General features: G+C 42.7%; 25 protein-coding genes and 1 tRNA gene. 16 read left to right on the forward strand and 10 right to left on the reverse strand.

Going from position 1 to position 25,365, the window contains the following annotated elements:
• Positions 1–147 precede the first annotated feature (147 nt).
• On the forward strand, positions 148–1,215 hold the full coding sequence (locus tag HYU97_02680) for an ATP-binding protein (protein ID MBI2335652.1): 1,068 nt from the start codon (positions 148–150) through the stop codon (positions 1,213–1,215).
• A 1-nt stretch (position 1,216) separates the two neighbouring features.
• On the opposite strand, the gene HYU97_02685 is transcribed toward HYU97_02680, so the two are convergent.
• Genes HYU97_02685 through HYU97_02695 form a run of 3 tightly spaced genes read right to left on the reverse strand, consistent with a single transcriptional unit; the run spans position 1,217 to position 5,199 of the window.
• Positions 1,217–1,966: a TerC family protein gene (locus tag HYU97_02685; GenBank protein MBI2335653.1), complete on the reverse strand. Its 750-nt coding sequence runs from the start codon at positions 1,964–1,966 to the stop codon at positions 1,217–1,219.
• Positions 1,963–3,216 carry a crotonyl-CoA carboxylase/reductase gene (gene ccrA / locus HYU97_02690; protein ID MBI2335654.1) on the reverse strand — a complete coding sequence of 418 codons (1,254 nt, stop codon included), beginning with the start codon at positions 3,214–3,216 and terminating at the stop codon, positions 1,963–1,965. Before ccrA ends, HYU97_02685 begins: the two co-directional genes overlap by 4 nt.
• A gap of 15 nt (positions 3,217–3,231) precedes the next feature.
• Positions 3,232–5,199: a protein meaA gene (locus HYU97_02695; GenBank protein ID MBI2335655.1), complete on the reverse strand. Its 1,968-nt coding sequence runs from the start codon at positions 5,197–5,199 to the stop codon at positions 3,232–3,234.
• Positions 5,200–5,248: 49 nt separating this feature from the next.
• Here HYU97_02695 and HYU97_02700 point away from each other — a divergent pair, with 49 nt between their 5' ends.
• Positions 5,249–5,785, forward strand: a complete 537-nt coding sequence (locus HYU97_02700) for a hypothetical protein (GenBank protein ID MBI2335656.1) — start codon at positions 5,249–5,251, stop codon at positions 5,783–5,785.
• A gap of 172 nt (positions 5,786–5,957) precedes the next feature.
• Here HYU97_02700 and HYU97_02705 read toward each other — a convergent pair whose 3' ends face one another.
• The 5 genes from HYU97_02705 to mce are packed head-to-tail and all read right to left on the reverse strand — an operon-like array spanning position 5,958 to position 10,725.
• Positions 5,958–6,932 carry a serine/threonine protein kinase gene (locus HYU97_02705; GenBank protein MBI2335657.1) on the reverse strand — a complete coding sequence of 325 codons (975 nt, stop codon included), beginning with the start codon at positions 6,930–6,932 and terminating at the stop codon, positions 5,958–5,960.
• Between the two features lie 7 nt (positions 6,933–6,939).
• Positions 6,940–8,094 (reverse strand): MaoC family dehydratase, encoded by a 1,155-nt coding sequence (locus tag HYU97_02710; protein MBI2335658.1) that lies wholly within the window; start codon positions 8,092–8,094, stop codon positions 6,940–6,942.
• A gap of 15 nt (positions 8,095–8,109) precedes the next feature.
• On the reverse strand, positions 8,110–8,685 hold the full coding sequence (locus HYU97_02715) for a hypothetical protein (GenBank protein MBI2335659.1): 576 nt from the start codon (positions 8,683–8,685) through the stop codon (positions 8,110–8,112).
• A gap of 9 nt (positions 8,686–8,694) precedes the next feature.
• Complete coding sequence (locus HYU97_02720; protein ID MBI2335660.1) at positions 8,695–10,302, reverse strand: acyl-CoA/acyl-ACP dehydrogenase; 1,608 nt, start codon at positions 10,300–10,302, stop codon at positions 8,695–8,697.
• A 12-nt stretch (positions 10,303–10,314) separates the two neighbouring features.
• Positions 10,315–10,725, reverse strand: coding sequence for a methylmalonyl-CoA epimerase (gene mce / locus HYU97_02725; GenBank protein ID MBI2335661.1), 411 nt, complete (start codon positions 10,723–10,725; stop codon positions 10,315–10,317).
• 120 nt (positions 10,726–10,845) lie between these two features.
• On the opposite strand from mce, the gene HYU97_02730 reads away from it, so the two are divergent.
• From HYU97_02730 to HYU97_02795, 14 genes are all read left to right on the forward strand, one after another.
• Positions 10,846–11,844: a CoA ester lyase gene (locus HYU97_02730; protein ID MBI2335662.1), complete on the forward strand. Its 999-nt coding sequence runs from the start codon at positions 10,846–10,848 to the stop codon at positions 11,842–11,844.
• Positions 11,845–11,877: 33 nt separating this feature from the next.
• On the forward strand, positions 11,878–14,163 hold the full coding sequence (locus HYU97_02735; GenBank protein MBI2335663.1) for a nitrite/sulfite reductase: 2,286 nt from the start codon (positions 11,878–11,880) through the stop codon (positions 14,161–14,163).
• A gap of 88 nt (positions 14,164–14,251) precedes the next feature.
• Entirely contained in the window at positions 14,252–14,821 is a 570-nt protein-coding gene (locus tag HYU97_02740) for a hypothetical protein (GenBank protein MBI2335664.1), read from the forward strand.
• Positions 14,822–14,861: 40 nt separating this feature from the next.
• Positions 14,862–15,665, forward strand: a complete 804-nt coding sequence (locus HYU97_02745) for a mechanosensitive ion channel family protein (protein MBI2335665.1) — start codon at positions 14,862–14,864, stop codon at positions 15,663–15,665.
• Positions 15,666–15,667: 2 nt separating this feature from the next.
• On the forward strand, positions 15,668–16,726 hold the full coding sequence (gene corA, locus HYU97_02750) for a magnesium/cobalt transporter CorA (protein ID MBI2335666.1): 1,059 nt from the start codon (positions 15,668–15,670) through the stop codon (positions 16,724–16,726).
• Positions 16,717–17,199, forward strand: coding sequence for a transcription elongation factor GreB (gene greB / locus HYU97_02755; protein MBI2335667.1), 483 nt, complete (start codon positions 16,717–16,719; stop codon positions 17,197–17,199). Before corA ends, greB begins: the two co-directional genes overlap by 10 nt.
• Before the next feature lie 12 nt (positions 17,200–17,211).
• Positions 17,212–18,504, forward strand: coding sequence for an amino acid permease (locus HYU97_02760; protein MBI2335668.1), 1,293 nt, complete (start codon positions 17,212–17,214; stop codon positions 18,502–18,504).
• Between the two features lie 43 nt (positions 18,505–18,547).
• Complete coding sequence (locus HYU97_02765; protein MBI2335669.1) at positions 18,548–18,805, forward strand: hypothetical protein; 258 nt, start codon at positions 18,548–18,550, stop codon at positions 18,803–18,805.
• A 7-nt stretch (positions 18,806–18,812) separates the two neighbouring features.
• Positions 18,813–19,091 (forward strand): hypothetical protein, encoded by a 279-nt coding sequence (locus HYU97_02770; GenBank protein ID MBI2335670.1) that lies wholly within the window; start codon positions 18,813–18,815, stop codon positions 19,089–19,091.
• A gap of 53 nt (positions 19,092–19,144) precedes the next feature.
• Positions 19,145–19,218 (forward strand) — tRNA-Arg (locus tag HYU97_02775).
• Positions 19,219–19,510: 292 nt separating this feature from the next.
• On the forward strand, positions 19,511–20,536 hold the full coding sequence (locus HYU97_02780; GenBank protein MBI2335671.1) for an ATP-binding protein: 1,026 nt from the start codon (positions 19,511–19,513) through the stop codon (positions 20,534–20,536).
• A gap of 75 nt (positions 20,537–20,611) precedes the next feature.
• On the forward strand, positions 20,612–20,818 hold the full coding sequence (locus HYU97_02785; GenBank protein ID MBI2335672.1) for a hypothetical protein: 207 nt from the start codon (positions 20,612–20,614) through the stop codon (positions 20,816–20,818).
• Positions 20,775–21,254 (forward strand): hypothetical protein, encoded by a 480-nt coding sequence (locus HYU97_02790; GenBank protein MBI2335673.1) that lies wholly within the window; start codon positions 20,775–20,777, stop codon positions 21,252–21,254. The genes HYU97_02785 and HYU97_02790 overlap by 44 nt, the downstream gene beginning before the upstream one ends.
• Before the next feature lie 9 nt (positions 21,255–21,263).
• Positions 21,264–22,214 (forward strand): NAD(P)-dependent oxidoreductase, encoded by a 951-nt coding sequence (locus tag HYU97_02795; protein ID MBI2335674.1) that lies wholly within the window; start codon positions 21,264–21,266, stop codon positions 22,212–22,214.
• Positions 22,215–22,221: 7 nt separating this feature from the next.
• On the opposite strand, the gene HYU97_02800 is transcribed toward HYU97_02795, so the two are convergent.
• Positions 22,222–24,078 (reverse strand): hypothetical protein, encoded by a 1,857-nt coding sequence (locus HYU97_02800; protein ID MBI2335675.1) that lies wholly within the window; start codon positions 24,076–24,078, stop codon positions 22,222–22,224.
• Between the two features lie 118 nt (positions 24,079–24,196).
• Entirely contained in the window at positions 24,197–25,267 is a 1,071-nt protein-coding gene (locus HYU97_02805; protein ID MBI2335676.1) for an ATP-binding protein, read from the reverse strand.
• Between the last annotated feature and the right edge of the window lie 98 nt (positions 25,268–25,365).

The raw sequence follows: 25,365 nt of genomic DNA on the forward strand, positions 1-25,365 counted from the left end.
CCCTATGCCTACATGAGGCACTTGCTGACTGAACTGCCCCGATGCCAAACCGCCGATCAAATCGAAAAACTCGTGCCCCACAAAATTGATTCCAAGATTTTAAGGTAAGGTGTAGGGTGGGTTTGGTGATCGCTTACTATCCAAGTCTTGTTGGGCCCAAGACAAGTAGGCAAAACCACAGCCATTTTCCAAACCTTAAAAAAATGCCCTCTCCCTACTCATTATGCCACTGCAGATGATCTGGTGGGCAACCCTCAAAACTGGATCTTAGAACAATGGCAAGTTGCCAAAACCCTTGGCACCCATGGCATCTTGGTACTAGATGAAATTCAAAAGATTCCTAACTGGTCAGAAACCATTAAAAAGTTGTGGGATGATCAAAACCGCCTGACTAAAAAACATCTTTCTCTCTTTTTACTGGGATCTAGTAGTTTCAACCTACAACAAGGGCTCACGGAAAGTTTGACAGGTCGTTTTGAGGTGGTTCGATTTTATCATTGGAATTTCAATGAATCCAAAAAACTTTATCCTTTTACCCTTCAGGATTATTATAAGTATGGAGGCTACCCGGGAAGTTACACCTTACTTAAAGATCCGGCTCGTTGGAAAAGCTACCTTCGTGAGGCCATTATTGAAACCGTTATCGGCAAAGATATTCTTTCCCAACGTAGTGTTCGTAATCCCATTCTATTTAGACAAGCCTTTGAAATTCTGTGCGCTTATCCTGCCCAGGAAATAAGTTATCATAAACTGTTAGGGCAACTTCAAGAACGTGGGAATGTAGAACTGATTAAACACTATATTGAACTGTATAAGTACGCCTTCCTTCTAACCGAACTTCCAAAATTTTCTAATAAAGTGCATTTAAAAAAGGCCTCTTCCCCTAAAATCCTACCCTTGAGCCCTGCCCTGGTAACCTATCACTACCGTGATATTGATCCAGGAAGGCTATTCGAAATGGCGGTGGGATTGGAACTCCTCCGTCTTCCTGGAGAACTCAGCTATTGGCGAGAAGGCAACCAAGAAGTGGATTATATTCTTAAAACCGATCACCATCTTTACGCCATTGAAGTAAAATCAGGACATAAAAAGGGGACCAAAGGCCTTCAATTTTTCTGCAAACAATTCCCTAAGGCTAGACCCATTATTTTGTCAGAAGACCTTTTCCCCCATTTGAGCGCAAAAGGGCTCACTTTTTTAAAGGAAATGGAATAAACTATTTTTCTCCCACATAAGATTCGCGGAGTTTGATAGGGGCACGGGTTTTGGCGCGCAGGCGGATGTTAAGCATTTCAACGAATACTGAAAAACCCATGGCGAAATAAAGATAGCCTTTGGGCACGTGGATGGAAAAACCATCGGCGATCAGGGAAAAACCAATCAACAGCAAAAAACTTAACGCTAACATTTTTAGGGTGGGATGCCGGTGCACAAAATCGCTAATTTTAGTCGACGATAACATCATAACGCCAACTGCAATCACAACGGCGATAATCATAATAATAACCGATTCTGCCATGCCCACCGCGGTTACAACAGAATCGACCGAAAAAATAATATCGAGCAAAATAATCTGCAAAACCACCCCAAAGAAAGAAGCCTGCACTTTTGTTGAAGCGTGCCCCTCCTCACCTTCTAATTTATCGTGAATTTCAAAGGTGCTCTTGGCGAGTAAAAACAATCCCCCCAAGATTAAAATCAAATCTTTACCCGAAATTGATTTTGCAAATACCGAAAACAAGGGGGTTTGAAGACGCATGACCCAAGAAATAGAAAGCAACAACAGGATCCGCATGAACATGGCCAAAAGTAAACCAACGCCTCTGGCCTTCGCTCGTTGGGCAGTGGGCAATTTGCCCGATAAAATTGAAATAAAAATGATATTATCAACCCCCAACACTACCTCAAGGGCAGTCAATGTCCCTAAGGCAATCCATGCATCAGGATTACTTATCCAATCGATCATCGACTTTCACTTAAATTTCTTAAACCGCGTTTTTTAGCATTGACCAAAATGGCCATGTTGCCACTGGGATGTTTATTTTCTTTCATGAGTTGATGGCATTTGCCGGTTTCTTTAAATTCAAAAACCGAAGAAAGACATGGGTCAACTTTGCCCGCAATCACGAGGTCGTTGATTCCCTTGGCTTGGCTATCATTAGCAAAATGCGAACCTTGAAATCGCTTTTGGCGCATCCATAAGTAACGCAAATCAACGGTTGCATTGTAACCAGTTGTGCCTGCACAAATCACAACCATCCCACCATTTTCACACATAAAGGTAGAAGTTGGAACGGTATCTTCACCCGGGTGTTCAAAAACAATAACCGGGTTTTTCTTTTCGCCCAACGCCTCCCAAAAGGCCTTGCCAAAAGCCTTGGCGCCTTCGAGCCATGTGGCATAACCTTCGGTATCTTTCCAATGGGGCAGCATACCCCAATGGTTAAATTTCTTACGATTGATCACCCCCACTGCCCCTAATCTCTTGCAATATTCAAATTTATCTTCTCCTGAAACCACAGCCACCGGCTTGCCCCCCGCTGCCTTGACAATTTGAATCGCCATGGAACCCAAGCCACCCGCACTTCCCCAAATCAAAACTGCATCGCCTGGCTTCACCACATTGGGTGGCCAACCATGCAGCATACGATAGGCGGTCGCACCCACCAACATGTAACAAGCGGCTTCTTCCCAACTCAGGTTTTTAGGCTTAGGCAAACACATATGATCTTGCACACGAGTGAATTGGGCAAAACTACCGTAGTTCGTTTCATAACCCCAAATCAACTGACTGGATGCTAGCATGGGATCTTTGCCCGCCTTCACGTGAGGATCTTCCGGGTCCCACCACCCACAATGCACCACAACTTCATCCCCTACTTTAACATTAGTAACTTGATTCCCAACTTGGTAAACGATGCCACTTGCATCACTACCCCCAACATGAAAATTTTCCGGCTCACCTTTTTTGTTGCGAGCTGCAATCACGTTGACGGGAACCCCTATCGCTGCCCAAACATTATTGTAATTGACCCCTGCCGCCATTACATAAACCAAAACTTCTTTGGGCCCAATTTCTGGGACATTAATAACTTCTTCTTGAAAGGCACTGACCGGTTCGCCAAATCTTTCTGCACGAATAACCTGTGCAACCATTTTTTTAGGGACATTACCCACCTCGGGGATATCACCTAGATTGTATAATTCTTGAGTCATTGTTTTCTCCTCTCTTTAGAATTGTTCCAGGACTTCATCGATTATCTCGCTCATGATGCGATTTATTTCGAAATCTTTTGGGGTATAAACCCTTGCCACACCCATTTCAAGCAGAGATTCTCGATCTTCATCAGGAATGATACCACCCACCACCACAGGAATCTTTTGCAGGCCTATTTTTTTGAGCCGAGCCATAATATCTTTTAACAAGTCGAGATGAGAACCGGATAATATGGATAAACCAATCACCTGAACACCTTCGTCGCGGGCAGCATTGACAATTTGTTCGGGGGTTAAACGAATACCTTGATAAATAACTTCAAAACCTGCATCGCGCGCCCGCACGGCAATTTGTTCAGCCCCGTTCGAATGGCCATCTAACCCAGGCTTACCTACTAAGATTCGAATGCGCCCACCTAATTTTTTACTCGCAGCTTCAACTTTTTCACGCAAATTTTTAAATGAATCTGAATGAATTTGAATTGCACTTTGTGCATTCACTCCGGTTGGCGCTCGATATTCCCCAAAAATCTCTCGCAAGGTATTGGCCCATTCACCCGTCGTCACACCTGCTTTGGCGGCCTGAATAGAAGCCGGCATAATATTAGCACCCGATTCAGCAGCATCTTTTAAAGCAACTAAGGCTGCACGGACTGTCTTTTCATTTCTTTTGCTGCGATAAGCTTGCAAAGCTTGAATTTGCTGCATGACGGCTTGTTCGTTTATTTTCAAGATCCCCGCATCACCACCCGCCGTAAGGGGTGAAGGTGCCGTGTCTTCGTAACAATTAATCCCCACTACTTTAGTTACCCCCTCTTCAATGGCCGCAAACCTTCTGGCGTTGGCACTCACCAATTGTTGTTTCATATAGTCTAGCGCCTTAACTGAACCACCCACTGACAAAACTTTTTGCAGCTCGGTTTGAGCTTCGGCCATCAAGCTTTTTGTTTTAGCTTCAATCACCTTTGAGCCTTCAAAAATATCTTCGTATTCTAAAAGATCTGTCTCTAAAGCCAACACTTGCTGCATGCGTAAAGACCACTGCTGATCCCAGGGGCGCGGCAAACCCAACGCCTCATTCCAACAAGGCAATTGAATGGCCCGGGCCCGAGCCGTTTTGGAAAGGGTCACTCCCAACATTTCTAAAATAATTCGTTGCACATTATTTTCGGGCTGACGCTCCGTAAGACCCAAAGAATTCACCTGCACCCCATAACGGAACAAACGATATTTTGGATTTTTGACCCCGTAGCGTTCTTGAGTAATCTTATCCCACATTTTTACAAAGGCTCGCATTTTGCAGATTTCCTCCACAAAATGGATAGAAGAATCCATGAAAAAAGAAATTCTTCCCACCGATTTTTCAAAATCTTCACCCACCACTTGCCCGCTGGCTTTTAAAGCATCTAAAAAACAAATGGCATTGGCCAACCCATAGGCCAATTCTTGCACCGGTGTGGCACCCGCTTCTTGTAAGTGATAGGGGCAAACATTCATGGGGTTCCATTTGGGAAGATTTTTAACCGTATAACTGATCACATCGGTGGTGAGTTTGATGGAAGGTTCTGGTGGAAAAATGAAAGTGCCACGTGAAAGATATTCTTTTAAAATATCGTTTTGTGTAGTGCCGGAAAGTGTTGCCTGATCCACGCCTTGCTGTTCGGCCACTGCAATGTAAAGGGCCAATAACCATGGTGCTGTAGCATTGATGGTCATGGAGGTATTCATTTTATCAAGGGGGATCTCTTTAAAGAGTGCGCGCATGTCTTCGATATGGCAAATAGGCACACCAACCTTCCCCACTTCAGCGATCGCTAAGGGGTGATCGCTATCGTAACCGGTTTGAGTAGGTAGATCAAAGGCAACAGACAAGCCCGTTTGCCCACGAACTAAGTTAGTGCGATAAAGTTCGTTGCTTGCCTTGGCATTGCTGTGCCCTGAATAGGTACGCATCAACCATGTTTCATCATGTTTCACTGCCATAGACTTTGACTTTTAAAGAGTTTTAAGGGTAGGGTCAAGGGAGTTTATTATGAAGTTTGTTGATCTTCTTAAAGAATTAAACCGAGAAAAAATACGCTACTTACTCGTTGGTGGAATTGCAGTTAATTTGTATGGGGTCATTCGGTCAACCAAAGACATTGATTTAGTAGTATACCTTGAAAATAAAAACTTACTCAAATTTTGCCACCTAATGACCCGCCTCGGTTATAAGCCAAAGGTGCCTGTAAAAGCAGAAGATTTTGCTGATGCTAAAAATAGACAAGATTGGATCGAAAACAAAAACATGATTGTTTTTTCTTTTTACCATGAACAAGATTTGATGAATGTCGTCGACGTATTTGTCAAACACCCCCTACCATTTGAATCAATCTATAAACGGAAAGAGTTGATCCCTTTAGATAGGCGGGTAAATATTCCTGTCATTAGCATCCCTGATTTGATAAAATTAAAAACAGAAGCTAGCCGACAACAGGATTTAGCTGATATCAGGGCTCTAAAGGAAATTTTACGTATCCGAAAACAGAATGAAAAAACAAAAACCCTTAAAAAAAAGAAAAGGGTTTGATTATTATCGAACCCGAGAACAACTCTTAGAGTACATGCAAGTTCCTGCCAAAAAGAAATTAGCATGGCTTGAAGACATGCGTGAGTTTAATAATCTTGTAGCCAAATCCAATCCTGATATTGCAGAAATCCAAGAAAAATTCCGCAAAGGGGAAATATAATTTAACCGCTGTTCATCCCCACGTTGCCTCTTGCAAAAGTGCAATTTGTTCACGAATCTCTTGCAAATAAGCTTCCCAGTAGCGCCGTTCCTTATAATAGGGGAAGGCGATCTTAAATGCGCTTTCTTCATAGCGTTGGCCAATCCAAGCCGCATGCCGAATCATACGTAAAGTACGAAGGGCTTCGGTTAACCTAAGCGTTGAATAATCAAATTCTCGAAATACTTCGTAACCTTCAAAAAAGGCTTCACGCTGTTTTTGTTTTTCGTCGACTGTGCCGTGAAACAACATCCATATGTCTTGCACCGGGGGTGCTATGACCATGTCATCAAAATCCAGTAAGTAGGGCCCTACTTGATTCCATAAGATATTACCCGGGTGACAATCGCCATGCACGGTAATGATTTTAAGTTGGGGAACAAAATACGGTTCACACAATTCCAAGGCTTGTTCTAAGTGCAACTCAAGTTTTGATTTCAATTCATCGGGCACATCGTTATGATTGAGAATAAATTCTAGACTATCGTAACCAAAAGTTTGTGGATTTAAATGCAAGCGATGTTTAGCCGGAAATGTTTCTCCGATATTATGCAAGCGGCCTAAACTTCGGCCTAACCAACGCAGATCGTCTAAAGTATATTCTGCCCGTTCGCGCCCTCTAAACTTTGGATAAAAAGAATAATAGAGATCTTGATATTGGGCTAAGGTGCTTAAGGCCGGAATAGGCTTTTTCAAAACGAGTGGCGAAACAACCGGAATCTCGGCTTCTGCCAAGGCCTCAATAAAATGATGCTCATCGGCGATGGCCCCAACCCTCCAACGCCCGGTTCGATAATACTTGGCAATGATGGGCTCCCCTTCTTCTACCCCAATTTCGTAAACTCGATTCTCATAACTGCTCAAAGGAAACAACGCACCCGTAGGTTGATAACCTTGGCAACTCGCCGTTTCAAAAATAATGTCAGGCAGAAGGTCTTTGAATTTCAAAAGGCATTTACCTTTTTTTAATCAAAAGGCGGCGTTCGATTTCGAAGATTTTTTCGGGGATTTTTTCTTTGCCCAGATCTTTTTTATTATTTTCTTTGATGAAAAGATCTGCACCGTATTTTTCTAAGGCCGGTTTGGCACGGATATTTTTAACGCCAATGAGTTGAAAGGTCACAATGCCAGCCTCATAGCCTTGTGGGCCTGCGTCTTTGGCAAGCACTCGGGAGATAGCATAAACCGTATCGCCCGAAATCGCTGGCTGGGTGTGATAGCCTTCGGTGTAACCAAAATCGACTAATGAATTTTCTGAAATATCGCGACTCGCCAGGCCAGCTAACCAAGCAAACACCAAACCACCATAAACAATAGGTTCACCGCTCATCGCACCGGTGCGGGCGGTTGAATAAAGGCGATCATAATGCAAGGGATGGGTATTCATCACCCGATAGGTCCAAGGAAAATGCTCATCGGTGATGGTGCGACCATTGGCATGCACAATAATATCCCCTACTTTGAAATCTTCGAAATAACTGCGCACCCCCGTGAGATTTTTGGGATAGGCTTTTTTAGCTTCAGGCAATTCGATCGATAATTGTTTCAATTCTGGAAATGGCTCACCAGCCAACGTTGAGGCTTCACTCTTTTTACCCACCCCTGCTACCATGATTTTGCGATCGTATTGTAAAACCGTTTCTCCTTGTTGATTGACCGCCAAGGTACGAATGGTAACGATCCCAGGCTTACCCTCTTTAACTTTTCGATCCAAAACTAAGGTTTTAGAATGCAACGTGTCGCCAGGATAAACCGGCTTAGCAAAACAAACATTGTAATAACCCAGATTAGCGATGGCCTTTTCAGAATCATTTTGCACCCCCAAGCTCAAGGCAACATTCATCACCAATAGAGGTGAAACGACTAAATCTTTAAACCCATGAGCCTTGGCATATTCTCGGTTGAGATAAAGCGGGTTGGCTTCCATAAAGGTAGTGGCAAATTCAATAGCAAAACTTTCAGTGATCGTAATGCCACGGGGATGACAAAAAACCTCTCCGACTTCAAAATCTTCTAGCACCCGGCCATATTCGGGATATTTGGTTTGGGTTAAATCAATTTTTTGATGGGGAGCTTGTTCATCAAAGATAGGATACGAAATATGAGTCATCATTTCTCCATTTTGTTACGGAGTGCGACTAGGCACTTCAACTTTATGCATGAGGATATCAAACTTAGCTAAAATGCCTGCCACTGCTTTATCTGTCTTCTTATCACGAAAAATATCATGACATACTTTTCTTTGATGATAGGGTTCACTGTATAAGACACTCTCTCCAATTGTATACTTAACCCCATCAACCATAAAAATAGCATAATCTGTTTTGGCATCGTTGTTAAGCTCTAACACCTCATAGTTCTCTCCGACATACTGAATACCAAAATTACTTGTATTAGATCGATCGCAATGATTGACATCTAATTCGGTACCTTGTGCCTTTGATTTCTTAATTTGATCAGAGACTTTTTTTGCAACAATTGAAACCTTCTTCTTGGAATAATCTTCAACAAATTTGTTAATTTGTTCTCGGTATTGATTAGCAGTGCGGAATTGCCCTGCTCCTAAAGACTCCATGATCGTCTCAAATTTTTCGATTTTTCCGTTTCCATTTCCATCAAAAGCAATTAATAATTTATCATCATGAAACACTTGGTATTGGGCTTTTCCATCCAGATCCATCCTAACTGCTCTCATTTTCATATTCATATTTTAACCTTTCATTTTCTGATCTACCAACGTACGCGCAATCACTCGCAATGCCAACACATCCTCCGCACCTTCAAAAATACTGAACACGCGAGCATCGACAAAATAACGACTGACTGGGAATTCTTCGGCATAACCCATACCACCGTGGAGTTGCAGGGCCTCGCGCGTAACCCATTCGGCCATTTTAGAAGCATAAAATTTAACCAAACTCGCTTCCATTTGGCCTTTGCCATCATCCATTAATTGAGCCGCATAATAGGTCAATTGTCGACAGGCCTGTAAAATCGCCGCCATTTTGGCAATTTTATATTGAGTGAGTTGGTAATTAATAATCGGCTGTTTAAATACCTTGCGATCATTGCTGTAATTCAAAGCAGCTTCTAAAGCAGCTTGCATGACCCCATTGGCCCGAGCCGCAGTTTGAATACGACCACCAGCAAAGCCTTCCATTTGCAAATAAAAACCTTTGCCCAACCCCGCCTCACCACCAATTAAATTTTCTGCCGGCACAAAATAATTTTCAAAAGCCACTTCGTAGCTATGCATGCCCCGATAGCCAATGGTCGCAATGGCCCTGCCTTCAATCTTGCCACCGCTCTCTTGAGTATGACTAAAAGCATGCCCATCAAATCTGGGTTTTTCGGCAATGAGAATGGAAAGCCCACGGTGACCCGCACTCAAATCGGGATTGGTGCGCGCTAGCACCATGAGCGAATCGGCATAACCCGCAAAGGTGCACCAAGTCTTGACCCCATTGATTAAATACCCACCCTCGGTAGGATTGGCCGCTACCCGCATGCCTGCCACATCAGAGCCAAAATCAGGCTCGGTCACTGCCACGGCAGCCATCCGCTCCCCACTAGCCAAGAGTGGCAACCATTTTTGTTTTTGTTCCTCAGTGCCACCTTTTAAAATCGCCTTGGATAAAATTTCGGGGCGGGTGATCAAACTACCAGCAATCCCCAACGAAGCCCGCGATAATTCTTCGGTCACAATCAACATACCCATGTGATCGGGTTTGGCATCGTCTTGAAAACCGCCGTAACGCTGCGGGATCGAAAGCCCAAAGCAACCCAATTCTTTTAACCCATTAATGATTTCTTGGGGAATGAGCAGATCTTGACGATGCACTTTTTCAGTTAAAGGTTTAACAACATCTTCTGCAAACTTTTTAAAAGTTTCTCGGATCATTTGTTGATCTTCAGTTAAGCCGTAATTTCCAAAACTTTGGGTATCATGAATGAGTTGGGTAACTTTTTCATAAACCGACAAATCAATTTCTGGTGAAAAAAAATGCCCCATTCCAATTTGTTTGGCCTTAGGCGTAAGTTTACTATTGGCATCGACCAAGGCCTCACCCACAAAAATGCTCGCCAAACCCTTTTCTAACTCACCTTTATTTTCAGCCCATTCCACAATCTGGCTCGCTGCCACCAATTCACTTTTAACCCACGCCACATCATAGGCCAGCACCTGATGACGATCGAGCTTGGGCACACTCACCTCACCCTTTTCTTCACACTCACGAGCTAAATAACTAATCGCCAAGTCTAAAGCCGCTTCGGCCTTTTGAATATCGGCTAAAATTTTTTCTTTTTGAAATTCCATAAGTCATCAACCCTATTTTAAAATCTTTTGTGAAAGCTCTAGCAAAATACCACCCGTTGATTTGGGATGCACAAAGGCCACTTTTTTGCCATGCGCCCCAATTCTTGGTTTTTCGTCAATGAGTTGTAAACCCTGTTTTTTTAACCTAGCCAATTCTGCGTCAATATCTTCAACTTCTACACATAAATGATGAATGCCGGGGCGGTTTTTTGCTAAAAATTTGGCGATCGGGCTCTCGGGGCTGGTGGCTTCTAACAATTCTAAGTTCGAACCCCCTATTTCATAAAAGGCCGCTTTTACTTTTTGATCTTCAACTTCTTCAATATGATCCGCTTTTTTGCCCAGTAAAGAATCATATAATGCACAGGCCTCTTTTAAAGAGGGAACCGCAATCCCCAAATGATCGATCTTTTTAAAACCCATAAATTCCTCTATTCAGGGGGCTTCAATAAAATGGATAGATCCCATAAGTCAACGAAAACTCAAAATTCACTTGTATTGCCGGGCATTGCTCGATAGATAGGGCCGCAAAGTGAGGAACTCATGAGTAAAAATATTCATCCTAATAAGGCCCTGTTTGAAGGTGAAAAACCCTTTCCGATTATTCCCACCTGTGAGCATTTCGCGGGCAGCGAAAAACTCATCACCAAGGCACTTGAATTACAGAATAAAAAAGGTGGGGTTTTTGATATCACCATGGACTGCGAAGATGGTGCCCCCGCCGGCCGCGAAAAAGAACACGCTCAAATGATTTGTGATATTCAAAAAAGTGCACTGAACCAACATAAAATGAGCGGAGTAAGAATTCACGATTACACGCATGGCCATTGGAAACAAGATGTCGACATTGTCGTGCCAGCCATTGGTGATCGGATGGCCTACATCACCATCCCCAAACCAACCTCGGTAAAACAAGTTAAAGAGATGATCAGTTACATTCAAGATAAGACCAAAGAAGTCGGGCTTAAAAGGGAAATCCCTATTCATGTATTAGTCGAAACCCATGGGGCCCTGCGGGATGCCTTTGAGATTGCCAGCCTACCTTGGATGCAAGTGCTTGACTTTGGATTGATGGATTTTATCTCGGGCCATCACGGCGCCATACCCGATGCGTGCATGAAATCTCCGGGGCAATTCGAACATGCTTTGGTGGTACGTGCCAAGGCCACCGTGGTAGCAGCTGCTCTGGCTTATGGTATTATCCCCGCCCACAATGTAACGCTTGACTTGAAAGATAAATACAAAACCTACGAAGATGCAAAGCGAGCCAAAACCGAATTTGGGTTTTTGAGAATGTGGTCGATTTATCCCACACAAGTCGATTCTATTGTTGACGCCATGGCACCGGATTATTCCCAAGTACAAAAAGCCGCGGCTATTTTGCTAGCCGCTTACGAAGCGGATTGGGGCCCCATTCAATATGCAGGCGACCTTCATGATCGCGCTACTTATCGCTATTATTGGGAACTTGTGCAAACTGCCCAAATTTCGGGAATCACGGTCGATGAAAAGGTAAAAACAACATTCTTTAACCCTTCTTGACACTCCGCGCCTTCTAGCGTTACTACTTTTTCTATGGAGACCAAAAATCCAATATCCATTTTGCATCGTTCTGAATCCGACGAAATCTGGAAAGAGAAGTGTTCTGGGAAAATGCCTGAGCAATGGGCAACAGAAATTAACGAATTTGAAACCGAGCTTTTTTTAAAAAAGCAGGGCAAGATCGAAGATAGGATTTTTGCAGAAACGCGGCTGCGTCGTGGGGCTTATGGTCAACGCTACGACAATGGCACGCGCCACGATGGCAAAGAACAACGCAAGATCCCCTTTCCCAATGCCCTAACCAAGGGCCCCAATACAATGTGGGACGCCCCTGGCATGGAACGCATCAAGATCCCCTACGGGGGAATGAATCCCGAACAAATGGACGTGATCGCGGATTTAGCCGAGGAATATTCTGACGGTATTTGTCACGTCACCACGCGCCAAGACATTCAGTTGCACTACGTGCATATCGAAGATACTCCCAGCATGTTTCGCCGATTGGCCGCAGTTGGCATTACCACTCGCGAGGCCTGTGGCAATTCGATACGCAACATCACCGCCTGCCCCATTGTTGGAGTATGCAAAACTGAGGCCTTTGATGTCACACCTTATGCCGATGCCATGTTTCGATTTTTATTAGGCCACCCCGATGTGCAAGATTTTGGCCGCAAATTTAAAATTGCCTTCTCAGGTTGTAAACAAAACCCCTGCGGTTTAACGAACATTCACGACATGGGGTTGATCGCTAAAACCCAAGAAGTAAACGGAAAAATTAAACGGGGTTTTGAATTTTATGTGGGCGGTGGCTTAGGTGCAGTTCCCTATCAAGCTAAACTTTTAGACGAATTTGTCACTGAAGAAGAATTGTTGGCACTCACCCAAGCGGTGTGCCGTGTTTATGCACGCTATGGCGAAAAGAAAAAACGCTCGCGCGCTCGGATTAAGTTTTTGGTCAATGATTGGGGCATTGAAAAATTCCGCCAGATGGTTTTTGAAGAGCGTGCCCGATTAAAAGAAGATCTCCGCTGGACAGACTATTTGGCAACCATCGATCAGTTCCAAGAAAAGCCTCATCGAGCTTTAAGTGCGGCACCCACTTCTCACCAAAATAACCAAGACTACCTGGCTTGGCTTAACACCAACGTGCAACCCCAAAAACAACCAGGCTACTATATTGTCACAATCGCCCTACCACTGGGTGATATCACCAGCAATCAAATGCGGGTTTTAGCCGACCTCGTGCAAAAATTTGTTAAAGATGGAGTACGAACGACTGTTGAACAAAACATTGCACTCCGCTGGATCAACCAAGGCGACTTACCCAGTCTCTACGATGAACTTAAAAAAATTGATCTCGTCGATGCGGTTGCCAATACCATCATCGATATCACTGCATGCCCTGGCACCGACACTTGCAAATTAGGTAACGCCTCAAGCCGCGGCTTAGCTGGTGAGTTAAGGCATCACCTGGCCACCCGCATGGTTCAGATGGATGAAGCCATCCGTCATCTTAAAATTAAAGTTTCCGGTTGTTTTAATTCTTGCGGGCAGCATCACATCTCTGACATCGGATTTTACGGCATCAGCCGCAAAGTGGGCAATCGGATTGTACCGCACTTTCAATTGGTTTTAGGCGGACAATGGACCGAAAACGGTGGCAGCTATGGGCTAGCCGTGGGGGGGATCCCTTCGAAGGCAGTACCTGCAACCGTCGATCTTCTAACTGAAATGTATTTACGGGAAAAACAACCAGTCGAGCCTTTCAAAACTTATATTGGCCGATTAGGTAAAGTTGAACTCAAAAACCGTTTGGTTAAACTAATGGAGATTCCGCCCTACGAAGCCGAACCCAGCTACTATGTTGATTGGGGCGATGTGCGTGAATTCACCACAAGTGACATTGGTACCGGTGAATGTGCGGGTGAAGTAGTCTCTTTAGTCGACTTTGGTTTAAAAGAGGCCGATCGGATTGTCTTTGAAGCTCAAGTACAACTTGAACAAGGTCAAACCTTGCAAGCCGTGCATACTGCTTATCGTGCCATGATCCATGCCGCGCAAGGCCTTATTAAAGGTTATAATCCCGATATTTCCAATGACCCTGAACTTATTTTACAAGAATTTAAGAAAAGTTTTTGTGACACTGAAAAGTTTTACGATCCCTTTGCAGGGGATAAATTTGCTAATTATCTTTTCAAAACTCACGAAACCGATCTAGCCACACTTAATCAAGATCAAATGAAACAAAAAATTCAAGAAGCTCAGTTGTTTGTTGAAGCTGCTTACAATTGCTACACCCGAATGAGTATGAACAATTAAGGTGAGATTGTCGCGCTATCGTTGGTTACCTCCCCCGACTTGATCGGGGAATCAAGTCGGGTAATGACATGGCTCGCAATGACAAAAAGTGGATATACAAAAAATTAACTGGAAAATTTATTTCGAAAACCCAGAAGTAGCCTCGCCTGATATTTTCTTTAAAGTCTTCAACCAGTGGATTCCTAACAGCCCTGAAATCTTTGTTGACGTAGCCGACTATCAACATGTGCACGATGGCCCTTGGACGATCCTCATTGGCCACTACACCGATTATGCCCTCGATCATACCCACCGGCGTTTGGGTTTTCAATTTAATCGCAAACAACCCTTAACTGAAAATAACCCAACTAAAATTCAACAAACTCTTCGTGAATTTCTTCAAACCTGTAAAAAATTAATTTCATCCTCAGAATTTCACCCCCCTTTAAAATTAAATACCAACGAATTACTTTTCATGATTAATGATCGGGCTTTAAGCCCCAACAACGAATCAACTTGGGCCGCCCTACAATCTGAATTAAAAAAAGCGTTAACACCTCTCTATGGTGAAGGGCAATTTTCCTTAAGTTGGTTGAATGATCCTAAACAACGTTTTTCGGTAATGATTAAAGCCAAAAATGCCCCTTCTCTCGATGAACTCATTTCACGATTAGGCTAAACTCTTGTTATCCCGCAAGCTTTGAGTTAATAATTCCAAGATGTGGTTAGGAATTGGCAGCGAAATCATCAAATACCTCTATCCTCCTCATTTAGCCAACCTATTAAGAGTTGGAGCCATTCTTTTAGCAGGGTTGCTCATATTATTTGTATTAAGGCGCAGTTTAAAATGGGTTTACCCTTACTTAACTCGCCACCAAAGCATGCTCTTAAACCGTGCCATCACCTACACCATTGTGCTGATCACCTTGGCCATGGTGCTTAACCAATTAGGCATTTCGCTCGCCGTATTACTGGGCACCGCGGGCATTCTAACTCTTGCTTTGAGTCTTGCTGCCCAAACTTCACTGGCTCATTTTATCAGTGGTATTTTTCTCATTGGTGAACGCGCTTTTTCGGTGGGAGACGTGATTGAGGTTGAAGGTGTTACCGGTGAAGTTTTATCGATTGATTTATTATCGGTAAAATTAAAAACGGGGGGGAATCTTTTTGTACGCATCCCAAATGAAACTTTATTAAAATCAAAAATCGCTAATCTTACTCATTTTCGAATTCGTGCGATTGAAATTAAGCTACGTTTTTCCTTTTCAGAAAATATCGAAAAGATTTCGAATTTAATTTCAGAAATCATTCAAAACAATTCCCTTTGTTTACCCGAACCTAAACCCACGATTATTTTATCCGATCTAAAAAATGGAATTTTGGAAATTGATCTTTTGGTCTCAACTAAAAAAGAAAACTTTCTTCAGGCAAAAAACCAGTTGATTGAGTCTTTCCAAAAGGCCTTTTTAACGCATCAAATTAAAGTCGCCGAAAACCCTATCTTCTCTTCCTTTCGAGGTTAATCATGCCATTAAAATTGAAACGCTATTCCCAAAAAAGCGGCCTGCCGCCTGGCAGCCTCATCCATGTAGGAGAAAGAAAGACCGACGAAGTATCTCTTCAAATTTTTCAGTTCAATGAGGGTGAATTACATGAACAAGAATTTAAAGAACTCAAAGGCCTGCCCTCCAGCACCCGAGAAAACTACATCACCTGGGTTAACATGAATGGGCTTCATCAGGTTGATTTTATCAAAAATATTGGTGAGGCCTATGGTCTGCATCCCCTCTTATTAGAAGATATTCTTCATACCAACCAACGCCCTAAAATAGAAGAATTTGGGGACTATATTTACGTGGTGTTAAGTTCTTTCAAAGATATTGGCAAAGTGTTGGAAGCCGAACAAATCAGTCTCATCTTAGGTAATGGATATGTGTTGTCTTTCCAAGAAAAAGCCGGTGACGAGTTTGATAGAATCCGAGATCGCATCCGTAAAAATAATATCAAAATTCGTAAATTAAAGGCTGATTATTTATTTTATAATTTATTGGATTCTATCGTTGATCAATATTTCATTGTGTTAGAAGACCTCCATGAAAAAATCGACCAAATCCAACAAGAGGTTTTGACTCAACCCGAAGATACGCTCTCGCAAGACATTCACGAATATCGCCAAGATATTTTTACTTTTCGTCGAGCGGTGTGGCCCTTACTTCAGGTGATTGAACGCTTACAAAAGAGCGATTCTACTTTAATTGCCACCCCAACCCGAGTTTACCTGCGTGATGTTCACGACCATCTGCTGCAAATTTCAGACGGTATTGAAACCATGGCCGAAATGTTAACTGCCATTATCGATACCTATTTTTCATTCATGAATCGAAAGATGAACGAAGTTATCAAGATATTAACCTTATTTACAGCCCTTTTTATGCCACTGACCTTTATCGTAGGGGTTTATGGAATGAATTTTAAAAACATGCCAGAATTAAACTGGCCCTGGGGTTATTTTGGAATTTGGGGAATTATCCTCGCGGTGGCAGGTGGTATGTTCATTTATTTCAGACGAAAAAAATGGCTGTGAAAAATTACATCACTCCAGCTGGGGCTAAAAAATTACAAGCTGAACTCCACGATCTGCTTCATGTCAAGCGCCCGGAAATGACCGCCACGGTTGCATGGGCCGCCTCTAATGGCGATCGTTCTGAAAACGCCGACTACATTTATGGCAAAAGACGCCTACGCGAAATCGATCGCCGCATTCGCTTTCTCACCCAACGCATTGAGGCCTTTGAAATTATCGACCCTACGGCCGTTCAATCTGAGCAAGTGCTTTTTGGCGCCACCGTCACCATTTGTGATGAAGCAGGAGCAGAAAAAATTTATTCTATTGTTGGAGCCGATGAAATTGACCCATCCAAAGGGCACATTAGTTGGAATGCACCGTTGGCCAAGGCTTTATTAAAAAGCAAGGTTGGCCACATCGTAAGTTTTCAATCCCCTAAGGGCCCTCGCGAAGTAGAAGTGATTGAAATAAAATATATTAAAATTCAATGAGTGGTTTAAATTATGCCTCTAGCACGTCGTTTAGGATTTGTTTCGCTTTTAATTTATGGAATCGGCAACATTCTGGGCGCAGGCATTTATGCGCTCGTGGGCAAAGTCGCTGAGGTATCTTTTCATGGTATTTGGCTCATTTTTTTATTGGCTGCCCTGATGGCCCTGCTCACCGGCATCAGCTATGCTGAGCTTTCGTCTCGTTACCCTGTCGCCGCCGGGGCAGTCGCCTTTGTCAAACGCGCCTTTCAAAGCCCCATGGTAGCAACCTTAACCGGTGTATTCGTCTTGGGAACTGGTTTAGCATCGGCTGCGACCATCACGGTTGCCTTTAGTGGTTATTTACAAAAGTTAATCATCATTAACGATGCCTTGGCAAAAATTATTTTAGTCTCTAGCCTATGTTTTTTGAGCTTTTGGGGCATTAAAGAATCTTCTCGGGTGAATATTCTATTTACTTTTATTGAAGTCTGCGGATTAATCGCTGTTATTGTGGTGGGTGTAAAACTAATCAACCCAGCCATCCTCGAACAGTTTTCACAAAACCCCCTACAAGGCCTACAACTGAATCAGATAGGTATTGGGATCGCACTGGCTTTTTATGCTTACATAGGATTCGAAGATTTAAGCAATTTAGCTGAAGAAGCCAAAAACCCTTCTCGCGACATCCCTCGCGTCATTTTGATTTCTATTGGAGTCTCAACCGTTCTCTATACCCTGGTTGCATTATGCTTAGTGCTGAATGTCCCTGCCCAACTCATTCATCAATCTACCACCCCACTCCTGTTAGTCTTTCAACAAACAGGCATTGCCAATATCAATACCTACTTTAGCCTGGTGGCACTGCTGGCCATTAGCAACACAGGGCTTATTAATCTTATCATGGCCTCACGTTTACTCTACGGTATGTCAGAAGAAAATTTACTACCTGCTTGGATCGGCAAAGTACACCATGCCCGCCAAACCCCATGGGTAGCCATACTCCTGACTTATAGTTTCGTGCTTTTATTGGTATTTACAGGCGGCGTTAAAATCCTTGCCCAAACCACTAGCCTCATGATCACCACGGTTTTTTTAATGGTTCACTTAAGCCTCATCAAACTAAAACTAAAAAAAGCCCCCCCTGCTCCAACTCAATTTCCCATTCTGTTTCCTTTATTGGGAGCCGCAAGTTGCATTGCCTTACTAACCCAATTCCCATGGCAGGCCTTCGCCCGTAGCCTCCTATTTTTAGCCATTGGAATTGTCATTTGGTTATTAAATCAAAAAATGACCCTTAAAAAGAAAAAATATAGGTCTTTATAAAAGGACCTTGATTTAAGACCTATTTTATTGATATTATCTGCTCATGATCGCAATTAATTTACAGCAAGCTAAAGCAAAATTAAACTATTTGGTTCGCAAGGCTATTGAAGGAGAACAAGTGGTACTATTAAAGGGATCAAAAATTATTGCTTCCATCCTTCCCCTATCTGAAAAAAATTTAGAAATTGTCACCCATCTAACCGACGAACAAGCAGAACATTTTTGGGAAGAAGTTGCCATGGCGAAACCCAAAAGATTTCGTTCGATGAAGGCTGCAGTTCAACAGCTCAAAAACCGTTAACTTCCCTATGAAAATCACCCTATCCGAGAGGTTTCAACGAGATTTATCCGCTTTACCAAAGCAAGAAAGCAATAGTGTGTTTTCTGTGTTATTAAAAATACCTACTATTATTAAAGATATTCATCGGCACGATGGAATGGGTTTAAGAAAGATCCATGCTTCTGGAATTTATGAAGCCCGAGTAGGTTTAGGGTTGAGGATTGTCTTTGGTTATAAAGAAAACGAAATTTTTCTACATCGAGTGGGAAATCATGATGAAATCAAACGTTATCTCAAGAATTTGTAATAACATCTTGAAAATCAACCGAAAGTAGTGACAGAAAATGCCAATCATGAATTGCGCCCGTAGCTCAGTTGGATAGAGCAACGGCCTTCTAAGCCGTAGGTCGCGTGTTCGAATCACGCCGGGCGCGCATAAATTTTGTCCGGAAGGAACAAAGTTGTCGTGGGCTGTTGACCCAAACCAGAATGATCTATGACGAAGTTACGATTTTGCTACTACTCCCAAGAACATGACTGTCCGAAAACTGAACCTTTATCATACTTTTGATATGATCATCCATTTGTCCAACCATTTTTATCCATTTGTGATAGTGCTATGGAACGATAAGGGTCATTATAATACGCCTGAGGTTGGAAGTATACCTTTGGCAGTAGGGCCCGTAAATTAAAAGGTTGACTAAGTATCGAAGTCATCCAGATCGATTGAAACAAGAAATTCAAGCTTTGATCGATGCTAAGAAGAAACCAGACAGAGTTGTGATTGACGAAGTGCAAAAAGTCCCAGCCTTACTAGATGTTGTTCATCATTTAATCGAAAAAGAAAAAATCAAGTTTGCCTTAACGGGATCTTCCGCTCGAAAATTAAAAAGAGGGGGGGCCAATCTGTTAGCTGGGAGGGCCTTTGTTTATCATTTATTCCCCCTGTGTTTTTTAGAATTAAAATCTGATTTTGATTTAAATTCCATTCTTTCTTGGGGCAGTCTGCCCGCTTTGTTTGGAGATGATTACATTCGTGTTGATGACAAGGTTAGATTTTTAAAATCGTATATCCATACTTATCTTAAAGAAGAAATTTTAATAGAACAGCTGATCAGAAATATAGATCCTTTTCATTCTTTTCTGGAAGTCTCGGCGCAAATGAATGGTGAGATTCTTAATTTTTCGAAGATTGCACGGGAGGCCAATACGAATGATAAGTCCATAGAAAGATACTATTCTATTCTCGAAGATACTTTGCTTGGGTTTCATTTAAAACCTTACCACAGGTCAGTTCGCAAACAGCAGATTAGTAGTTCAAAGTTTTATTATTTTGACACAGGAATACTGAGGGCACTAAGAGGGTTGGCTGATCATAAAATTTCTGAATCAACATATGAGTACGGAAAAATTTTTGAAAGTTTCATGATTGGAGAAATTTATAAACTCAATAAATATTTGGAAAAAGATCATAAATTGTCATTTTTAAAAACGAAGGATGGGGTTGAGATTGATCTCATCATAGAATCATCCCCAAATAAAAAAGTGTGTATTGAGATTAAATCTGGCGAGGTGAAGAGCCTGAACGATTTTAATTCGCAGTATGCTTTGGCAAAAGAAATATCCAATTCGAAACTAATCGTGTTATCTCAAAATAAAAAAGCCATGAGTAATAGTAAAATTCATTTGTTTCCTTGGCAAGAAGGATTAAATATGATCTTCGGGGCCGGTTTAAAAACTTTTGGTTCATAGCGATATCCGGTGCCATCTTTATCCATTTGTAAGGTTTTATTGCATGATCCATGATAAGCTGTTTATAATGGGCCTATGGCAAAATTTTCAACCTTCGAAAGTAATAACTCTCTAGAAGGTCTCAAGTGGTCTGTTGAAAAACGCCTGAATGTTTTAGAAGAACTCTATCAACGTTATTGGTTGCTTAACCCTTATCCTTTTAAACCTTTAGTAAAATCTTTTAACTCTTTCAAAGAATATGAACACTGGAAAAAGAAGCAAAAAAACCCTTGGTATCGTTAACCTCCCATCATTTTTACATGCCTTAAAGCTATTAGCCAAGAGCAAAGCAAAATACGTGCTTGTAGGGGGCGTTGCAGCTAATCTTCACGGATATTCAGAAGGAACCAAAGATATCGACATTCTCATCCCTAAAGATTTTGACAACACAAAGAAAATTCTAGAAGCCTTGGAAGAATTAGCATTAGGACTAAGTAAAGAGATCACACCTGAAGAGGTGCTGGCCAAACCTATAACAATCATAGGGGATATCCCTAGAGTTGATTTGCTTTTACAAGCAGGCAAACTTAATTTTGCAGAAGCCTTTAAAAACCGTCTCCAAAGAAAGATTGGAACTATCAAAATTAACTATGTTTCAAAGCATGATCTCATTAAATCAAAACAAACTGGCCGTCCCAAAGACGAACTGTTGATTAAAGAATTAAAAAGTAGAAAATAAATCCTTGATATGAAAATCCTAATCACGGGTGCAGCTGGGAACTTAGGTTCCCTGTTGGCTCGATCTTTACTCCAAGAATCTACTCACACCTTGAATTTGATGTATCATACCGCCTCCCTTGCACAAGATCTGCTGAACGATGAGCGGACCCACACTTTTCAATGTGACCTGGGTAACATCACAAGCTTACAAGAGGTATGCGAAGCTAGTGACGTCATCGTGCATTTTGCGGGTGTGCTCTTTGCACCTCAGCCTGAAAAATTTCTTCATAAAACTAATTTTGAATATGCAAAAAATTTGATTGATGCAGCCATAACTGCAAAAGTAAAAAGATTTGTCTTGATTAGCTTTCCGCACGTAGAAGGCCCAACCTCACAAAAAAATCCCTGTACCAACCAACAAGACAAAAATCCCATCAGTGCCCATGCCACAACACGCCTAAAAGCTGAAAAATATTTATTTGAAGCTTGCCAATCAAGTGCCATGCAACCCATCTCCCTTCGGGCCGGCATGATTTACGGCAAAGATATTTTGATGGTAGCCTTTGCCAAAAAATTAGCCCTCATTTGGCTGTTAGGGATATGGAGAAAACCCACCGCTATTCACCTACTTTCAATTGATGATTTTCTCGCCTGTTGCAAATCGGCTATTGAAAACCCCCACGCTTCGGGAATTTATCCGTTAGGTGATGATGCACCTATTACTTTACAAAATTTTCTTGACGAGGCTTGCCAAAAATGGCGTTGCAAAAAACCATGGCGAGTCCCCTTATGGAGCGTTTATACCGTCGCATGGTTATGCGAACGATTTGCGCAACTCTTTGCAACAAAAACCCCTTTTACAAAGGATCTCATCAAAATTGGCTCGGTTCCCTATTACTGCAATACCCAACGCATGAAAGAAGACCTTTTACCAAAATTAAAATATCCATCGTTTCATTTGGGAAAAGATATTATTTAGAGCACCTCTAATAACTTGGATTTGGATCTCCCCCACCAGGACCTATGGGCGGAACAGGTGCCCTGCCCCCTCCGGGACCAAAGGGATTGTCTTCCTCGTTAGGAGTGACGCAACATCCCTCATCTGTTAGAATTTGCCCCTCTTGGCATTGCATACGACCACACTGACCTGATGCTGATAAGACATCGATGTCTTCTTTACTACCAAGTGCTTGGCGACACGTACAGGTTCCATTGGGACCCTCAACCGGTGTGTTGGGAAATGCACACTGTACATGAGCACATTGATTTTGAGATGCCGGCGCAGATGGAAGATTTGCTATAAGGCATTCTTGCAAGGCATTGAGTTCTCCGGCCTGATCGGGCAAAGGTTGGCTAACAAGTGGATATGGAGCACCCCCGCTACCATGAAGTGGCTCTCTGCGAAAACCCGGGCCTTTTGCTTTAAGTATATTATCCTTCATGCAATCAAGATAAGTCTGTTTGCGCAAGTCATCTGTCGTACACGCCGAGGAACAGGCTCTGCTTCCTTCAGCGCAATCAAACACGCCTCCTATAACAAATCCAGGTTTCTGTTCCTTCGTGTTATCATCAGGCCCAACCATTGCGGGATGAGCTCTGTTAAATGTAATAGGACCTATCGTTACACTTGGTGGCCTGTTTTTACTAAGTCTCTCTGCAATCTGTTCGCTGGGACTGGGCGGTGGTGGCGGTGGTGGTGGTGGCGGTGGTGGCGGTGGCGGTGGTGGCGGTGGTGACGACGGGGCCGGGGGCGGTGGCGTATCATCACCATCCTCCATTAAGGGATTTGCACTTTGGCAGTCTCGAACCGCCCTCTCTTCTCGAATACGAGCAAGGGGATCAATTGTAAAATTATCTCGATCAAGTTCTCCCTGCAGGTACCCCATGGTACAAGACAACCCGCCATCTATAGTATCCTCTGAGCTAGGTAAAATAACATTTGCCGTACACCCAGCATGTTTTGCGAGTAGGGCATTCGCATCCCCCGTCCCTCCCAGCGAATGATTGGCTTGACAAATCCGTTGTAATAAAACCCGTTGAGCCTCAGATACGTTCGGGTTTCTTTGTTTTTCGCCATTTAATAAGTCACAGGCCATTTCACAATAAAATTGATGCACATCGGGCCCCTGACTTCGGTCTGGCACAAGATCCTTTGTCTGACAAACGCCTGTCAGCCAAAGATGCTTATCAAAAGAACGCAGGAGTGCTGGAATGGGGTTACAATCCCCCGCTTCTTGTACTGACTTACATTGAGTAGAAATAGCGACCAATTCGCCCTCATTATTACGAATCCATACCCCCAGTTGGTTAAAGGGTGAATTTTGTCTTGAAACTGCTCCAAGGTACAAACGTTCTCGCCTCTTGATCGCCGTTCTAGCCAAATCACTATAACTTTGCGTCCACTCATGAAGCCGCAGGAGAAGATTAAAATTGATTTCTTCAAATGAATAATAGGCGCTTTGAGAAGACTCATCAGAAAACTGCTTGTAGTGCCGATTGGTAAAACTCGTTAAAGTATAAAAAAAAGCTTGATGAAAACGGTTTAACTGCCTAGCGCTCATGCACTGAAACTGTCCCTCTATTTCAGTTAGAATTTTTATGGCTTGAGGATAAGAACCTGACTGGGCAAAAATTAAATATCGGTCAATCAAACGATCCTGGACAATGTCCCCGTGGCACTCAAGACTATCCCTCAAATCAGGCACTTCCGTGTGCAAAGATAAGGGGAGGTTCCTTCTTAATTCGTTGATAAAATCATTGATCAAAAGATTAGAATTAGCAAAAGAAAACCCTAACCATCCTATATGTGTCTTTTGCTGAGCCCCCACAGGGCTAACGAACAATATTATGAAGGCTAATAAAAACAACACCCTTTTCAAAATAAACCCTTTACACCCCGCCAATTGTATTATCGAAATAAAGGGATAGGGAGTTGACTACACTAAAGGGATAGGGAGTTGACTACACCAAACCCACTTCTTTGCAAAAGTTTTTAAATGGTAGAACATGTATTGTATCTGAGACAGCAAAATCTTTTTGGCCCCGATGTACTTGATAAAATTTGGGAATGTTTGTTCTTTCCTGAAAGTACTTTAAATGGGGTGATACCTTTTTTTCTCCACTTTTACACTCAACTGCAAAGAGTGGTTTTTTCTTCTCCAAGACAACAAAGTCCACTTCGCGGCCGTCCGTATCCCGTAAGAACCGTAGCTCCATTTTTACACCCTCCGTATCCTCACGATAGTGACAATATTTTAAGAGATGAGAAGCGACAAGATTCTCCCAACGAGTACCCGTCTCTTCTACTTCACTCCAGTCCCAAAGGTAGAGCTTTTGTTCTTTTTTAACAGCACGAATCTTGGGGGCGCCATAAGGTGGAATACGAAAACAATAATAGACGTTTTCAAGAATCGCAATCCATCTTTCAATCGTTTTGAAATCCAGCTCTAGATCTTGAGCCAAATTTTTCCGAGAGAGGGGAGACCCAACCCTTTCCGGAAGCGCTTCGGCTAATAATTGTATCAAGGAGATTTCCTTTACACGTTCCAGATCACGCACATCGGAATATAAGATGCGCTCACTGCGTTGCTTGTGCCACCTCCTTAATTCGATTTCATTTTTTTTCAGGTAGGGTTCAGGAAATCCTCCGAACTGAAGGAGCCTTTCAAGATTTTCGTAATGAAGCTCAGGCAAACTCAAAGGATGCAATCGATAGTAATAATAACGCCCCAAAAGAGAGTCACCACTTTTTCGATAGTAATCCAACCGGGCAGAACCGGTAACAAAAAATTTGTGGGTATTTTTCAACTTATCATAGTGACCCTTGATCATTTGTCTCCAACGGGCAAATTTGTGAATTTCGTCAAGAACGATCAGGGGTTCCGCTCGGGGCCATGCAGCCTCTCGAATGGACTTGCGATCTTGGGTGACATCCCAATTGAGATAAGCAGGATGACCATCGCAGAAATTTTCGATGAACCCCTGGGCAAAGGTGGTTTTTCCAACTTGCCGCGGCCCCCCCAAAAAAACCATTTTATTCTCCAGATCCTTCGCGATACTACCTCGCAGGTATCTTGATAAAGTAGACATATGTCTACTTTACTCATTATTAAAGTGGAGTCAAGTCTATA

It is taken from the genome of Deltaproteobacteria bacterium, assembly GCA_016183235.1.
GTDB lineage: Bacteria > UBA10199 > UBA10199 > DSSB01 > JACPFA01 > JACPFA01.

Excerpts from the sequence above, each read along its gene's own strand:
- HYU97_02685 (MBI2335653.1), bottom strand. The coding sequence starts at position 1,966 with ATGATCGATTGGATAAGTAATCCTGATGCATGGATTGCCTTAGGGACA.
- ccrA (MBI2335654.1), bottom strand. The coding sequence starts at position 3,216 with ATGACTCAAGAATTATACAATCTAGGTGATATCCCCGAGGTGGGTAAT.
- HYU97_02695 (MBI2335655.1), bottom strand. The coding sequence starts at position 5,199 with ATGGCAGTGAAACATGATGAAACATGGTTGATGCGTACCTATTCAGGG.
- HYU97_02700 (MBI2335656.1), top strand. The coding sequence starts at position 5,249 with ATGAAGTTTGTTGATCTTCTTAAAGAATTAAACCGAGAAAAAATACGC.
- HYU97_02710 (MBI2335658.1), bottom strand. The coding sequence starts at position 8,094 with ATGACTCATATTTCGTATCCTATCTTTGATGAACAAGCTCCCCATCAA.
- HYU97_02715 (MBI2335659.1), bottom strand. The coding sequence starts at position 8,685 with ATGAAAATGAGAGCAGTTAGGATGGATCTGGATGGAAAAGCCCAATAC.
- HYU97_02720 (MBI2335660.1), bottom strand. The coding sequence starts at position 10,302 with ATGGAATTTCAAAAAGAAAAAATTTTAGCCGATATTCAAAAGGCCGAA.
- mce (MBI2335661.1), bottom strand. The coding sequence starts at position 10,725 with ATGGGTTTTAAAAAGATCGATCATTTGGGGATTGCGGTTCCCTCTTTA.
- HYU97_02730 (MBI2335662.1), top strand. The coding sequence starts at position 10,846 with ATGAGTAAAAATATTCATCCTAATAAGGCCCTGTTTGAAGGTGAAAAA.
- HYU97_02735 (MBI2335663.1), top strand. The coding sequence starts at position 11,878 with ATGGAGACCAAAAATCCAATATCCATTTTGCATCGTTCTGAATCCGAC.
- HYU97_02745 (MBI2335665.1), top strand. The coding sequence starts at position 14,862 with ATGTGGTTAGGAATTGGCAGCGAAATCATCAAATACCTCTATCCTCCT.
- corA (MBI2335666.1), top strand. The coding sequence starts at position 15,668 with ATGCCATTAAAATTGAAACGCTATTCCCAAAAAAGCGGCCTGCCGCCT.
- greB (MBI2335667.1), top strand. The coding sequence starts at position 16,717 with ATGGCTGTGAAAAATTACATCACTCCAGCTGGGGCTAAAAAATTACAA.
- HYU97_02760 (MBI2335668.1), top strand. The coding sequence starts at position 17,212 with ATGCCTCTAGCACGTCGTTTAGGATTTGTTTCGCTTTTAATTTATGGA.
- HYU97_02765 (MBI2335669.1), top strand. The coding sequence starts at position 18,548 with ATGATCGCAATTAATTTACAGCAAGCTAAAGCAAAATTAAACTATTTG.
- HYU97_02770 (MBI2335670.1), top strand. The coding sequence starts at position 18,813 with ATGAAAATCACCCTATCCGAGAGGTTTCAACGAGATTTATCCGCTTTA.
- HYU97_02785 (MBI2335672.1), top strand. The coding sequence starts at position 20,612 with ATGGCAAAATTTTCAACCTTCGAAAGTAATAACTCTCTAGAAGGTCTC.
- HYU97_02790 (MBI2335673.1), top strand. The coding sequence starts at position 20,775 with ATGAACACTGGAAAAAGAAGCAAAAAAACCCTTGGTATCGTTAACCTC.
- HYU97_02795 (MBI2335674.1), top strand. The coding sequence starts at position 21,264 with ATGAAAATCCTAATCACGGGTGCAGCTGGGAACTTAGGTTCCCTGTTG.
- HYU97_02805 (MBI2335676.1), bottom strand. The coding sequence starts at position 25,267 with ATGGTTTTTTTGGGGGGGCCGCGGCAAGTTGGAAAAACCACCTTTGCC.